The 12,821-nt window shown below is 63.9% G+C and carries 10 protein-coding genes; 4 read left to right on the top strand and 6 right to left on the bottom strand.

The genetic code is table 11. The annotated features are described in order from the left end of the window. Window positions 1-496 precede the first annotated feature (496 nt). Window positions 497-1,408 (bottom strand): sulfotransferase, encoded by a 912-nt coding sequence (locus AYJ57_RS13280; protein ID WP_066106128.1) that lies wholly within the window; start codon window positions 1,406-1,408, stop codon window positions 497-499. Between the two features lie 370 nt (window positions 1,409-1,778). Between AYJ57_RS13280 and AYJ57_RS13275 the strand changes: the two genes are divergently transcribed. Genes AYJ57_RS13275 through AYJ57_RS13260 form a run of 4 tightly spaced genes read left to right on the top strand, consistent with a single transcriptional unit; the run spans window position 1,779 to window position 6,567 of the window. Further along, a complete protein-coding gene (locus AYJ57_RS13275) occupies window positions 1,779-2,798 on the top strand; it encodes an NAD-dependent epimerase/dehydratase family protein (RefSeq protein ID WP_066106125.1) in 1,020 nt (339 codons plus the stop codon). Next, on the top strand, window positions 2,795-3,574 hold the full coding sequence (locus AYJ57_RS13270) for a class I SAM-dependent methyltransferase (protein WP_066106121.1): 780 nt from the start codon (window positions 2,795-2,797) through the stop codon (window positions 3,572-3,574). The genes AYJ57_RS13275 and AYJ57_RS13270 overlap by 4 nt, the downstream gene beginning before the upstream one ends. A 1-nt stretch (window position 3,575) precedes the next feature. Beyond that, a complete protein-coding gene (locus AYJ57_RS13265) occupies window positions 3,576-5,039 on the top strand; it encodes a glycosyltransferase family 39 protein (RefSeq protein WP_066106118.1) in 1,464 nt (487 codons plus the stop codon). Next, a complete protein-coding gene (locus AYJ57_RS13260; RefSeq protein WP_193789494.1) occupies window positions 5,032-6,567 on the top strand; it encodes a GMC oxidoreductase in 1,536 nt (511 codons plus the stop codon). The genes AYJ57_RS13265 and AYJ57_RS13260 overlap by 8 nt, the downstream gene beginning before the upstream one ends. 10 nt (window positions 6,568-6,577) lie before the next feature. Here AYJ57_RS13260 and AYJ57_RS13255 read toward each other — a convergent pair whose 3' ends face one another. From AYJ57_RS13255 to AYJ57_RS13235, 5 genes are all read right to left on the bottom strand, one after another. Continuing rightward, on the bottom strand, window positions 6,578-7,852 hold the full coding sequence (locus AYJ57_RS13255; RefSeq protein WP_083191252.1) for a glycosyltransferase family 4 protein: 1,275 nt from the start codon (window positions 7,850-7,852) through the stop codon (window positions 6,578-6,580). Beyond that, window positions 7,849-9,381 (bottom strand): oligosaccharide flippase family protein, encoded by a 1,533-nt coding sequence (locus AYJ57_RS13250; protein ID WP_066106109.1) that lies wholly within the window; start codon window positions 9,379-9,381, stop codon window positions 7,849-7,851. Before AYJ57_RS13250 ends, AYJ57_RS13255 begins: the two co-directional genes overlap by 4 nt. A gap of 64 nt (window positions 9,382-9,445) precedes the next feature. Further along, the gene (locus tag AYJ57_RS13245) at window positions 9,446-10,858 is read right to left on the bottom strand and encodes a hypothetical protein (RefSeq protein WP_066106106.1); all 1,413 of its coding nucleotides are present in this window, start codon (window positions 10,856-10,858) and stop codon (window positions 9,446-9,448) included. A gap of 58 nt (window positions 10,859-10,916) precedes the next feature. After that, a complete protein-coding gene (locus tag AYJ57_RS13240) occupies window positions 10,917-12,038 on the bottom strand; it encodes a glycosyltransferase family 4 protein (RefSeq protein ID WP_083191251.1) in 1,122 nt (373 codons plus the stop codon). Window positions 12,039-12,064: 26 nt separating this feature from the next. Further along, window positions 12,065-12,715, bottom strand: coding sequence for a class I SAM-dependent methyltransferase (locus AYJ57_RS13235; protein WP_066106100.1), 651 nt, complete (start codon window positions 12,713-12,715; stop codon window positions 12,065-12,067). Window positions 12,716-12,821: the final 106 nt, after the last annotated feature.

Genomic DNA, 12,821 nt, shown 5'->3' with positions numbered 1-12,821 from the left:
GCTCACACCTTGTTTCGTTGGTCACTCATCGGAGCGGTGGCAAGTGATGATGTGACGCTCTTGCTGCCACACAGCTCAAAGCGCGCCGTACTACGATCAGCGTGACGGCCAAGGAAGGCGGCCCGGTCGCTCGATCGCTCGAACCAAGGGCGGCGTAAACACAATGCTGTAGACCAACTGCGAAAGGCGAAGACGCCGCTACGCCTGTCCGTCATCGCAGGCTAGGACAGCGACCATGTCGTCGCGCGAGCGCTTCTCAGCAGACTACCTTAAGTCACGTGACAGCAGCGAGACCGGAACTCTGACGCTGGTTGGTTTCAATAGGTGCTAAGCTGAGAGGCCTGGCACTACAATATGAAGGGGCTTACATCAGAATTTCGCCAACTCCGCTCCCACCGTTCGGTCGAGATCGCTGTCAAAGACTGATGTTCTACGATCTTCATGGAACCGCCCCGCCGGTTTGCCATGCTTCGTGGCCAAACCCGCGAAATATGCCTCACATGAGCCAGTCGCTGAAATCTTCCCCAAGGATATCTGACAAGCGTCCTATGTCGTCGCGCAGCCTTTCGATCAGGATCGCGCGCGCCGCGTCCGGCATCTCAAGGCCGCGGCGCGTGTTGAACCCGGCCAGCCAATCGCGGATTTTCCAGCGCGTCTCGCGCGGCACCACCAGGCCGATCGCGCCGGTGATCGGGTTCGGTCGCATGAGAAAATCCTGAAACGCCCTATTGCGCGGCGTGCCGCCAGCATTGACCCCTTCGGTCTGGACCGGCTGAAAATCGGGATTGGCTCCGACAAATGCCAGCGCATCGCGCAGAACCGCATCGGGCGTGTTGCGAAAGGCTTCATACCTTCGGATCAGGAAGCTCTCTCGCGGGAAAAGCCTGAAATATCTAGCCAATTGCTCACCATAGCGCGGGAAGGAGGAATAGCCGAAGAGCGGCTGCCAGCCAGCGCGCAGACGCGCCTCCTCCTGATCGAGCACGCGAAGAAAATCGGTCTCGCTCTCTATCCGGTGGCGCGTGGCGTAGAGAAAATGCGAAAAGGCCTGCTCGATGGGATTGCGCAGCACGACGATCATGCGAACCTTGGGCACATGGTGAAGGATGCGCTCGGGCGCGCGCGGTGCATAAAGATACAGCGGCGACGCCTCGCCGCAGATCGCCCCGCCCGGCGCCTTGGCAAAGAGCGCCCTGTAAGCGTCCACCTCGGTGATCGAGCTGTTGATATACTCCGCGCCGGGCCCTTGGCAGGTCAGCGCCTCGCCCTCGTAAGAGAAGAAATTAGGCTCCTTCAGCGCAGGCATGAAGATGTCCGGGGCCTGCCGCATCTGGGAATAGAGCGCGGTTGTGCCAGAGCGCGCTGCGCCGATGATGAGGAAATCGGGAAGCCTTCCGCCGCCTGACATGACTCAGCCCCCGTCGGTATTCAAATCGGTTGTTTAAAATCTTCTTGCCTGTCGCTCCCAAGGGCGGCGCAGGATTTAATCACCCAAATGTTGCCAACACCTTTCGAACAAATTCAAGAGTTGCAGCGAGGATTGCGCAGCTGTGAGGGCATTTTGGGGAAGCGTGAAAGATATTCTGCTGCCGCTGCGTGCAGTTTGGGGCACGCGCAATAGCGCCCGTAGCACCCGTTCGCGGCGGTAGTGCTGAATATTTCACAGGGAACGTCGCACGAAAGCGCCGCCGGATGCCAAGACGCAACGCCGGTCTATGCGTTTGCCGGGCGGCCATGCTACCGTGGATTTATTTAGACGCTTTCAGGATATTTGAATAATGCGCATTTTGGTGACCGGTGGGGCTGGCTTTATCGGGTCCCACCTTACGGAGCGGCTGATTGCCGAGGGGCATGACGTCAGTATCCTTGACGACCTTTCCACCGGGATGATCGAGAATCTGGACGCTGTGATCGCCGACCCGCGGGTCCGCTTTGTCGAAGGCAGCGTTCTGGACAAACCTCTGGTCGAACAGCTTGTCTGCGAAGCCGATCTGGTCTTTCACCTCGCCGCCGCCGTCGGCGTCAAGGTGATCATGGAGCAGCCCAGCCGGTCCATGATGACCAATATCAACGGCACCGAAAACGTGCTGACGGCGGCGCTGATCGACAAGACACCCGTGTTCATCGCCTCTACCTCCGAGGTCTATGGCAAGGCCGCCAAGATCCCCTTCCATGAAGACGATGACCTGACCATCGGTGCCACGCGCAATCTGCGCTGGTCCTACGCCTGCGCGAAAACGCTCGATGAATTTCTCGCGCTTGCCTACGCCCGCGAGGCGGACCTGCCGGTCGTCGTGCTGCGCTTTTTCAACACCACCGGTCCGCGGCAGACCGGCCGCTATGGGATGGTGCTGCCGAATTTCGTGCAGGCTGCGCTGGAAGGCGCGCCCTTGCTGATCCACGGCGACGGCCAGCAGTCGCGCTGTTTTGGCCATGCGCTCGATGTGGTCGAGGCGCTGGTGCGGCTGATGAACACCCCCGACGCGATTGGTCAGGTCTTCAACATCGGCAATGACCGCGAGATCACCATCGAGGCTTTGGCCAAACAGGTGATCGAGGCGACCGGCTCCTCCTCGGAGATCCGCTTTATCCCCTATGAGGAGGTCTATCCTCATGGCTTTGAGGACATGATGCGGCGGGTGCCAGATGTGCAGCGGCTGAAGTCCGTCACCGGCTTCCGGCCCGAGCGGTCTCTGGCGACCATCATCGAGGACATCATCGCCGAAAAGCGCTCCAACAGCGCAAAGACCGGCCCTTCGCAGATCGGTGCCGACATCACCGCGACTGGCCGCACATGACCCCGGGCGCATGGATCGAGAAAACCGTCCGCGACACCGCGACGACGGTTCTGCCCGAAAGCCTGCGCAAATGGGTGCGCAAGCAGCAGCGCCTGCACAAGCTGCAATCCGTCCCCGTGGGCTCTGTGAACTTTGGCGGCTTGCGGCGGCTCTCGCCCATCTCTGCGATTTTTGGGCAGGATCGCGACCTTCTGACGATCGAACGCTTCTACATCGAAGAGTTTCTTGCGGCCCATTCCGAGGACATCCGCGGACGCGTGCTCGAGATGGGCGACCCGGCCTATATCCGCAAATTCGGCGGTGACCGGGTCACCCAAGAAGACGTGCTGAACTACGTCGAGGGCAACCCGCAGGCCACCATCGTCGCTGATCTGACCGACGCGCCACAGATCGCCGACAACACGTTTGACTGCATCATCATCACCCAGACGCTGCAAATGATCTTCGAAGTCGACAAGGCGATCGCAACGCTGCACCGCATCCTGAAGCCGGGCGGCGTTGTGCTCTGCACCTCGCACGGCATGAGCCGCGTGGCCCGGCGCGAAGGTGTCGACGATTGGGGCGAGTATTGGCACTTCACCTCGCAATCGAAACGGCGGCTGTTTGGGGCGGTCTTCGGACGCGAGAATGTCACGGTTTCGAGCGTTGGAAATGTGTTCACCTGCATCTGCAACCTGCATGGGCTGGGCGCTGGCGAACTCGATCCCGACGAGCTGGCGGTGCATGATCCCAACTACGAGATGCTGCTCTTGGTTCGTGCCGTGAAGGCGGGCTGAGATGGCCCGAACCCCGCCCGCAAGTTCCTACGATCTGGCTGTGCTCGGATTGATCCTTGCGCTTGCCTTGGCGCTCAGGGTGATCGGCCTCGACGCGCCACTGTGGTTCGACGAGATCCTCACCATGGAGACCCATGTCAGCCTGCCGTGGAGCGACTTCGTCAATTCCTACTCGATGAACCATCACTACCTGCACAATCTCGAGGTCAAGCTGGCGACAGAGGCGCTGGGAGAGGCGAACTGGGTGGTGCGCCTTCCGGCGATGATCTTTGGCGTCGGCGCAATCGCCGCCGCATGGTTTCTGGCGCGCCCGATTGGCGGACCCAATGCCGCGCATCTTACGGCGCTGCTTCTCGCCGTCTCCTACCACCACATATGGTTCTCGCAAAACGCCCGCGGCTATACGGAACTGGCGTTCTGGGGCACCGTCGGCATGAGCTTGTTCCTGCACGCGGTGAAGGCCCCTCGCCCGCGGCTCTGGATTGGCTATGGGATCGTTCTGGCCGCCGCCACTTACACCCATCTGACCGGGGCCTTTCTGTTCGCCGCACAGGGCCTGCTGCTTTTGGCGATGCTGCTTTGGCAAGCTGTCCGCGGGCGCGCTGGGGGCGCCGATTTTCTGTGGCCGGTTGTGGGCTACGGGCTGGGACTAGCGCTGAGCGCGCTTTTGTACCTGCCCGTTCTGCCGGGATTGCTGGAGACGGTGACTGCGGTGTCCGAAACCTCGGCGGTCGATGTCATGCACGAGTATCAGACGCCACTCTGGTCCATCGCTGAAGCCCTGCGCACCGGCCTTGGCGCGGCCGGACCTGTCACGGTGCTCGCCGGGCTGATGCTCAGCGCGCTGCTGTTGCTCGGCGCTGCCGCCAGCCGCAGACCCGCGCCGCTCTTTGCCCCGGCGGTCGGCCTGCATGTGGCGCTGTCGGTGCTGCTGCTCGTGGGCCTTGGGATGCGGGTCTGGCCGCGGTTCTTTTTCGTCGATTCCGCCTTTTTCGTCCTGCTGGCGGTGCTGGGGGTCCAAAGCCTCTGCCGTTGGGTCGGCCAAAAGCTGCCGGGCGGCGGCACTTGGGTGATGCCTGTCACCGCGGCTGTCCTCGTCGCCGCCTCCACCGCGCTTGCCTTGCGAAATTACCTCGGCCCCAAACAGGATCTGGCTGGGGCGGTGAGGCTCGTTGCCGCCGAACGGCTCCCGGGGGAACGGGTCTTCACCTTCGGGCCGGGCGGGCAGATCTTCAACGGCTATTTCGGCACCGATTGGACGATGCTTGCGCCGTCAGATGATTACGCTGCGGCGATGGCCACCGGCCCCGCGCTCATGGTGGTGGTCTTTCCGGGACGCGTCTTCCGCGCCTTTCCCGCCTTCTCCGCCGAGGAAGAAAGCGGCCGCCTGTCCCAGCTCGGTGCCTTCAAGGGCACGCTTGGGGATGGCACTGTCTTGGTCTATCGTCGTCATGCAGATGGCTGATATCGTTGTCGGTTCCGGCCCTTCTGGGGTGGCCGTGGCAACGGCCCTGCTGGCGCGGGGCCGCAAAGTGCTGATGCTCGACGGCGGCCGGCGCCCCGAAGCCGCCGCGCTGGCCGCGCGCGACAAGCTGGGTGCCATGCAGTGGGACAGTTGGAGCCGCGAAGACATTGCGGCCTATACGGCCCCCTGCTACGAGGCGCCTCGCGATGGCCAGGTCCGGCGCTTTGGCTCGGATTTTGCCATGGTCCCCGGACGCGAGACCTTTTCCGACCCAACGGGCGTTGATCTGCGGGCGTCTCTGGCGGTCGGCGGGCTTTCGAATGTCTGGGGCAGCGCGGTCTTGCCCTATGCCGCGCTGGATATCGCGGATTGGCCCCTCACCGAGGCTGACCTGCGGCCCCATTACCGCAAAGTCGCGCAGTTGCTGACCGTGTCCGGAACCCGGGATCAGCTAAGCGCAGACTTCCCCGACGCTCTGCCCGAGAGCGCCCGGCAAATCCCTCCGACACCGCAGGCCCGCACGATCATGAGCCGGCTCAGCCTCAGGCAAAGCCACTTGAGCGATCTTGGCATACGGATCGGCGCGGCCCGGCAGGCCGTCTCGTCTGATTGCACCGAATGTGGTCTGTGCCAGCACGGCTGCCCCTATGGCTACATCTGGTCGGCGACGGCGACGCTGAACGGGCTGAAGCTGCATCCCAATTTCCGCTATAGTCCCGGCATGATCGTGCAAAGCGTCCGCGAAGACGCAGATGGCGTGGTTCTGCAGGGCGCTCAGTGCGATCCGCTGCAGGGCGACCGGGTCTATCTTGCCGCCGGTGTGCTTGGGACATCGCAAATCTTGCTGTCATCGCCGCTGATGCGGGGGCGAACGCTGACCCTGAAGGACAGCCAGCAGGCCTTCATGCCGATGCTGCATCACTGGGCACCCCCCAAGCCCGTCGATGCCCAGCCCTTCACCACGTTGCCCCAGCTTTTCGCCGAGCTTTCGGACCCGGCGATCTCTCCGTATCTGGTGCACGCGCAGCTCTACAGCTGGAACGATTTCTACGCCCGCGAGATGCAGGCCACATATGGACGCCGATTGCCGGGCAGCGCGCCGCTGTGGAAAGCCCTGGCGCGCAGGCTGATCGTGGCCCAGATATTCCTGCACTCGACCCATTCGGCGCGGATCAACCTGCGCCTTGCGCCCGATGGCCGTCTGGATACCAAAGTTCATCCCGGCGCCGAGGCTGCTGCGGTGCTTGATGCCGCCTCGGGACGGTTCGCGCGGGCGATGCGCCTTGCCGGGCTGCATGCGCTGACTTTTGCCCGCCGCGACGGGCCGCCGGGATCAAGTTTTCACGTCGGGAGCAGCCTGCCGATGACCAACGCCCCTGCGCCCTCGACCTCGGATCTGCTGGGCCGGCCAGAGGGGGCGCAGCGCATCCATATCGTCGATGCCAGCGTGCTGCCGACGGTGCCGTCGACGACGATTACCTTCTCGGTCATGGCCAATGCGCATCGGATTGGCGCGGCGCAGGTGTAACGACCGCAGATCACGCCGCAGCCGCCCCGTTTTCGAAGGCTCCGCCCTCAAGCGCACGGGCAAGCTCATGGCGGCCCGCCCGCTGTGCCGCCGCAGCAAGCGCCTCGCCATAGGCGGCCATGACCCGATCTTCGTGCCAATGCGCAACGAAGGCGCTGCGTGCCGCGCGAGACAGCGCATCGCGATGCGCCGCATTGCCCTGAAGCGCGCTCATGGCCTCAATGACCTCGTCTTCGCTGGAGAAGAGCGCCCCCGCGCCCGCCGTCTCGACGATTTCCGGGAACGGCCCAAGACGGCGCGCGATCACCGGCGTTCCAAGCCGGAAACTCTCGATAAGGATGATACCGAAGGTCTCGAAGCAGACCGACGGCACGATCAGGCCCAAAGCACCGCGGTAATAAGCGGCCAGCTCATCCGGTGACTTCCGCCCCAGAAAATGGACGCGCGGATGCCCGGCGGCCAACTGCTTCAACGGTTCGGCGTAATCCCCATCTCCGAGGATCAGCAGATCCGCCGCCTCATAGCGATCCATCGCCGGGATGACGTCCTGCAGTCCTTTGATCTTTTCCAGCCGCCCCACAAACAGGAAATACGGGCGGTCATGCCCCTTGAACGGCGGCGTGGCGGCATGGTCGAGGTCGGGCAGAAAATAGGGCAAGACCTCCATCTGTTGCCGCAGCCCGAACTCGTGGTGCTTGTCGCGGCTGAAGGCGCTTTTGGCGATCAGCAGGTCGATCTTATCAAGCTGACGATCAAGGTAGCCGGTCTGGCGCCAGACCTGCGGAGGGCGGCGGTGCGACAGAACACAGCGCAGGCATTCGCGCCCGTCGCACAGCTCGCGCCCATGCCGCCAAAGGACGTGCGAGGGGCAGACCAGCCAATGCTCATGCGCCTCATAGACCTTCAGCCCATCGCCGTAATCCAGCAGCCCCGGCCCACCCACGAGCGAGACGTTGTTGTACCACACGATGTCCCACGCGCCTTGCTCTGCGATCTGCCTGAGCTTCGCGCGATGCATCACCGGTCGGCCCGATTGCTGGGTCAGCAGGTTCGACAGCACGCCCGCGCCGCTGCGCAGCCCGATGGTCTGCACACCGTCGTCCTCGCCGCTCCCTTCGGGTGCTTTGCCCCCAAGATTGAGAAAGGCATCCTCGTCATGCACCACCGTCACCCGATGGCCGCGCTGCACCAAGGCGCGCGCCATCCGCTGCACCCCGATCGCATCCCCGCCAAAGGAATACGGCGGGTAGAAGGTGGTGAACATCAAAACGCGCAAGGATCTCATGAGGCATCTCCAGAGGTGGTGGGGGGCGCAGGCAAGTCAGGCGCAGGCAAGTCAGGTTTTGACGCAGCGCGGGCGGTCGGGCCGCGCCTTTTTGCCTGAAGGGTATAGCGGCGCGCGACGGCGAGGCTTTGCGGCAGCAGGACGCGGGCGAGCGCGGCGCACGCCGCCGCACCGATGAGCACCCCCGAGAGCAGCACGGCAAGCGGGCTCCACCCCGTTGCGACGCGGCACCAAAGCGCAAGCGCTACGCCGACCAGCGCCGCAAGCGCGGCAGCTTCGATGTACCGCCGCAGCAGGATTTGAGGGCGCAGATCCGCGACCCTCGCCACGATAACGATGCGCACGCCCCACATCAGCAGCAGCACGCCCGTCATCGCCCATGTCATCGACGCCGCCCCATAAGGTGCCGCCAACGCCATTGCGAGCGCGATCAGGCACACTTCGGCCCATGCGGTGACGGCAAGCGGCGTGACACGGCCATGCGCCAGACAGAAACTCTGCTCGATCTGAACGACGACGCTGCGGGCTCCGACGATCGCAAGCGCCGACAACAGCGGTGCTGCCGCGATCCAATTTGCGCCGCCGATGACGGCGAGAAAGGCAGCCGACAGAACCGCGAGGCCGGTGAAGGCGGGAAAGGCCAAGAGGCTCGCCAGACGCGCAAGATCGTCGAACAAGGCGTTGGCCGAGCCCTCAGCGCGGCGCAGACTGGCGAAGGCCGGTTGCGACACCATCCGCAACGGCGTGACGATCAGCATCGAGGCCGCCTCGACCAGCCGCCACGAATAGGCGTAATAGCCCGTGGCGAGCGGCCCCGCCACGGCCCCAAGGATCAACGTGGGAACCTGTACCGTGGCAAGCTCGGCAGCGCGCAGCGACAGCACCGGATAGCCGAAGGCCATGATGCGGCGGCGGCGGTTCGGATCGGGCTGTTTGACCCAGCCCGGGCGGAAGTCACTGGCACCCCACGCCAAGACGACATTCACCCCCACAACGGTGAGCCGCTGGCCAACCAGAGCCCAGACCCCTGCCCCCGCTATGGCCAATCCCAGCCCCACAATGCCGCCTGCGACCACGCCCGCCACGGCACGCAGCGCGAGAATCCGGAACTGCATCTCGCGCCGCAGCAGCGCTACGGGGACCGCAGTGAGGGCCACAAGCGCCACGGTCGGCGAGAGCGCCGACATGAGATCGCCGATCTGCGGGTCTCCGTAGAACCGCGCAATCCATGGCGCGGCGCTGACCAGCGCAGCGACCAGAGCGATGCCCAGCCCCGCCAGCATCCAGAACACCGCGTTGAGATCGTCAGGGTCAGGCGCATCGTGTGCGATGATGTACTCCGACAGCGTGTCCCGCACGAGAAACTCCGACAGCACCACAAAGGCGGCAGCCATGGCGAGCAGGCCAAAGGCCTCCGCGCCAAGAATGCGCGCGAGCACGACAAAAATGGCGAAGTTGAACGCCTGCTCGGTCCACCCGCCGATCGCCATCCATGCGACGCCTTGGCTGAATTGCCGCTCTGTCGACATCGCTGCCCCCTACCCTCCGTCGCCGGGTCGGGATTTCGCCGTGCCTTCGGGCCCGAACATTTGGCTAGTGCACCGCATGGATCACCAGCACTCCGGCGTTCGGGATGGCCGCCGAAAGCGTGCCATCGTCGCCGACCTTCAGGGGGTCCTCGCTTTCTCTGTGTTCATCCTGCGTGGTATAGGAGGTGCGGTACTCCCCCGGCGGCAGCCCGCGCACCGAAAGCTCGCCGCCAACCTCCGCGTTCACAAGCACGGTCACCCGTTCGTCCGCACCCATGAAGGCGACCGGAGAGAAATCCCGCCCTTGGCTGGTGTCAGCGCCGATCCGCACCGCGCCGTGCCGGATGTGCCGGAAATACTGCGAGGTGTAGCGCACCTCGGGCTGCATGCTGAAATCGCCCAAGTCGGCGGCGGGGAAGTCAAAGAGCCCATTGATCACCCGCCCCTGCCACGACGCGGCATTGCCGACGGTCAGATCCTCGAGCAGCACCTGCTGGGTGCCCTTGCCGAACCACCACTCGAGCATCGAGGTCTCGATCCCCAGTTCGGCGGCGCGCGTCGCGATGCGCCCGAGCGTGCGCGGGCTGCGGCCCTTGTAGCGGTGGTAAGAGACCTCCACCACATGCTCGAGCGCCCCGGGAACGGCCCCGATCTCGTCGAGGTAAGGCACCGCATTGGCCATATTGGTGACCGAGGGCACCACGAAGGCAGGCTCGATCCCCATTGCCTGCAGCCGCCGGGCGCTGGCCACCATCGCTTCGCCGATCTGAGTTCCGGTCCATCCGCCGCGCGGCAGATCGGGCTCGAGAATGACCTCCCAACTGTCGGGCACCAGCCCGTATTTGTCTCGAAGATGCCTATAGGTCGCCTCGACCAGTTCGGCGTATTCCTCTGGCTCGGCTTGAAAGAAATCGGCATCGCGGAAGGAGACATAGCAAAGATTGACGAAAAGCCGCTCCGAGCGCTGCGATAGCAGCTGCTGCATCGGCAGCACGTAGGTCTGCACATGCCAGTCCAGTTCCGAAAAATCGAAACCGTCCCAGTTGATCACATGCGGATCGTCATTGTCGTTCTGGGCGTCGTATTGTGTTGGCTTCCACGCTTTATAGGTGGTCTTGCCCGCCATGTACTCTGCGATACGGTTCGTCGGGTTCTCCGCGCCCGCGCGAATTTCCAGGCGGACGCGGTCAATCCCGACCTGATTGACCGCCCTGTCAAGGATATCCATCCGGTAGGGCTCAAGCGGCCAGTCGGTCGGATCGTCGGGCAGATCCGCTGTCGCCTCCCATCCGCGCATGGTCTGGAACCGTTCCGACGGATCGATCCTGATCTCCACCACGTCAGAGCAGGAGGCCAGCATCCCCGCCACCCCCAAACCAAAGGCCGCCAGCGCAAGCCCTGCAACACGCGCGATCCAAGGCGGCCTGCGCCCGGCAGAGCGCGGCAAAGATCGGTCTGGCTTGAGCAGGTGCAGCATGGGCAGTTCCCTTGATTTGGCGGCGTTCCCTCGCCGCGCGCGAAGGACGCGGGTGCGGTCAGGCCACCATTTCGCGATAGAGCTTTTCGAATTCTCCGTGGACAAAGGCCGGGTCAAAGCGATCTTCCCGGCTGCGGGCAAGTGCGGCCTCGGACATGCGTGATCTCAGCGCGGCGTCCGACCCGATACGCAGCAACTGGCGGGTGAATTCGGGCACATCGGCGATGCGCACAACCGCGCCCACCTCGTCATCCAGCAGCTCGCGCACGCCGCCCGCGTCTGATGCAATGACCGGCAGCCCGACGCGGAACGCCTCGACAATCGAGATCGGCAGGGCCTCCCAGCGCGAGGTCAGCAGATCAATGTCCGCCGCCCGAAGATACAGATAGGGCTCGTGGGTCTCGCCGATAAAGGTCACATAGGGATCGACCCCTTCGGCACGGGCGCGGGCGCGCATCTCATCGAAAAGCGGCCCGATGCCTGCCACCACAAAGCGAAAATCGCTGCGGGTCTGAGCTACGGCCTTCGCCACGTCGATGAGAATATCGAGGCCCTTCTGATACGAGGCCCGCGCGAGCAGGATCACGAGGACATTTCCGTCCGGGCCCAAAAGCTCGGCGCGCAGGCGCTCCACCGCCTTTGGGTCAGAGGGCGGCGCGGACTTCACCCCAAGCCCGACCACCCGCAGCTTCGATCTTGGCACGCCCGCGATGTCGTGCAGCTCATCCGCACAGCGGCGACTGGGGGTGATGACGATATTCGCGCTCTGGTTGGCGATCCGGCCAAAGGCCTTCACGCGCTCGGGCTCGGATCCGTGATAGGTGACGGCCACCGGGATCCCCATGCCCAGCGTCGCCAATCGGGTGACGAGCGCGGGGGCGCTTTCGTGGCAGTGGATCAGATCAACCGGATGGCTCTGGATGCAGCGGCGCAACTCGCGGGCGCAGCGGAGCATGTTCATCACCCGCGACAGCATCCCGCCCCCCGAGGCCGAAACCGTCGCCAGCGGGACCGTCAGGAAATCGGGGTCCTTGCTGCTGTCGAGCAATGCGTCCGCGCCGCCCGCTATATAGACGGTGTGCCCCTGCTCGCGCAGCCAATGGGTCAGGTCGATCACATGGCGGGCAATCCCGCCGACACCGAACTCCGTTCCAACCTGTAAGATCTTCACTGCCTTCACTCACTGTTTCCAAGTCTGAGGGGCGGTCAGGACAACGCCGGGGCTGTGCCATAGGCGCAGAGCCAGCCCTTGGCGCGCTCGGGGATGGCGGTGAAGCGCGTCTCCACAAAGCCCGCCTCGGTCAGCAGCGCGGTAAGCTCCTCTCCGGCGTAGACGCGAAAGCCCATGCGCTCTGCGACATTTTCCGGCACTGCGGCCTCCGCCGAGGGTTTGCTGATGTCCATCACCTGCGCGACACGCCCGCCGGGTTTCAGGACGCGGCGTATCTCCATCAGCCCCGCCAACGGGTCGGGCCAGAAGTAGAGCGTCTCGACCCCCACAACGATGTCGAAAGAGGCGCTGTCGAAGGGCAGCGCGGCGACATCGCCCTGCACCACATCCATCTTTCCCGCAGCGATGGCTGATTTATTTCGGCCCCGGGCCTGCGCCACCATCGCGGGCGCATAGTCGAGCCCCGCAACAAACCCCTCTGGCACCAAGTTTTGGAGTTTCCGAAGTGTCATGCCGCCGCCGCAGCCGACGTCGAGGACACGATCCGACTCCGAAATTTCGAGCGGTTCCAGCATCCAATCAACAAGCGCCATATGCTCGTTCGCCATCAGATGGCCCAGCAGCCTTCCCGGCAGCCCGCTGGGTTTGCGAATTTGTCGTCCAATGAATTGATCGATAAGCTTCATGACGTCCCCGCCGCTGGAAATTCACATCTGAAAATCCGATCAGTCCGAGCCTGCACGTACCGCGAAATGATACGGCAAATGATGCAGCCCCCTGCTCGCTGCAGCG

Source organism: Salipiger sp. CCB-MM3, assembly GCF_001687105.1.
Lineage (GTDB): Bacteria > Pseudomonadota > Alphaproteobacteria > Rhodobacterales > Rhodobacteraceae > Salipiger.
This window is presented reverse-complemented; position numbering and strand designations above follow the sequence as displayed.

Bases quoted from the DNA above. Each gene is read 5' to 3' on its own strand.
- AYJ57_RS13280 (WP_066106128.1), bottom strand. From the start codon at position 1,408: ATGTCAGGCGGCGGAAGGCTTCCCGATTTCCTCATCATCGGCGCAGCG.
- AYJ57_RS13275 (WP_066106125.1), top strand. From the start codon at position 1,779: ATGCGCATTTTGGTGACCGGTGGGGCTGGCTTTATCGGGTCCCACCTT.
- AYJ57_RS13270 (WP_066106121.1), top strand. From the start codon at position 2,795: ATGACCCCGGGCGCATGGATCGAGAAAACCGTCCGCGACACCGCGACG.
- AYJ57_RS13265 (WP_066106118.1), top strand. From the start codon at position 3,576: ATGGCCCGAACCCCGCCCGCAAGTTCCTACGATCTGGCTGTGCTCGGA.
- AYJ57_RS13260 (WP_193789494.1), top strand. From the start codon at position 5,032: ATGGCTGATATCGTTGTCGGTTCCGGCCCTTCTGGGGTGGCCGTGGCA.
- AYJ57_RS13255 (WP_083191252.1), bottom strand. From the start codon at position 7,852: ATGAGATCCTTGCGCGTTTTGATGTTCACCACCTTCTACCCGCCGTAT.
- AYJ57_RS13250 (WP_066106109.1), bottom strand. From the start codon at position 9,381: ATGTCGACAGAGCGGCAATTCAGCCAAGGCGTCGCATGGATGGCGATC.
- AYJ57_RS13245 (WP_066106106.1), bottom strand. From the start codon at position 10,858: ATGCTGCACCTGCTCAAGCCAGACCGATCTTTGCCGCGCTCTGCCGGG.
- AYJ57_RS13235 (WP_066106100.1), bottom strand. From the start codon at position 12,715: ATGAAGCTTATCGATCAATTCATTGGACGACAAATTCGCAAACCCAGC.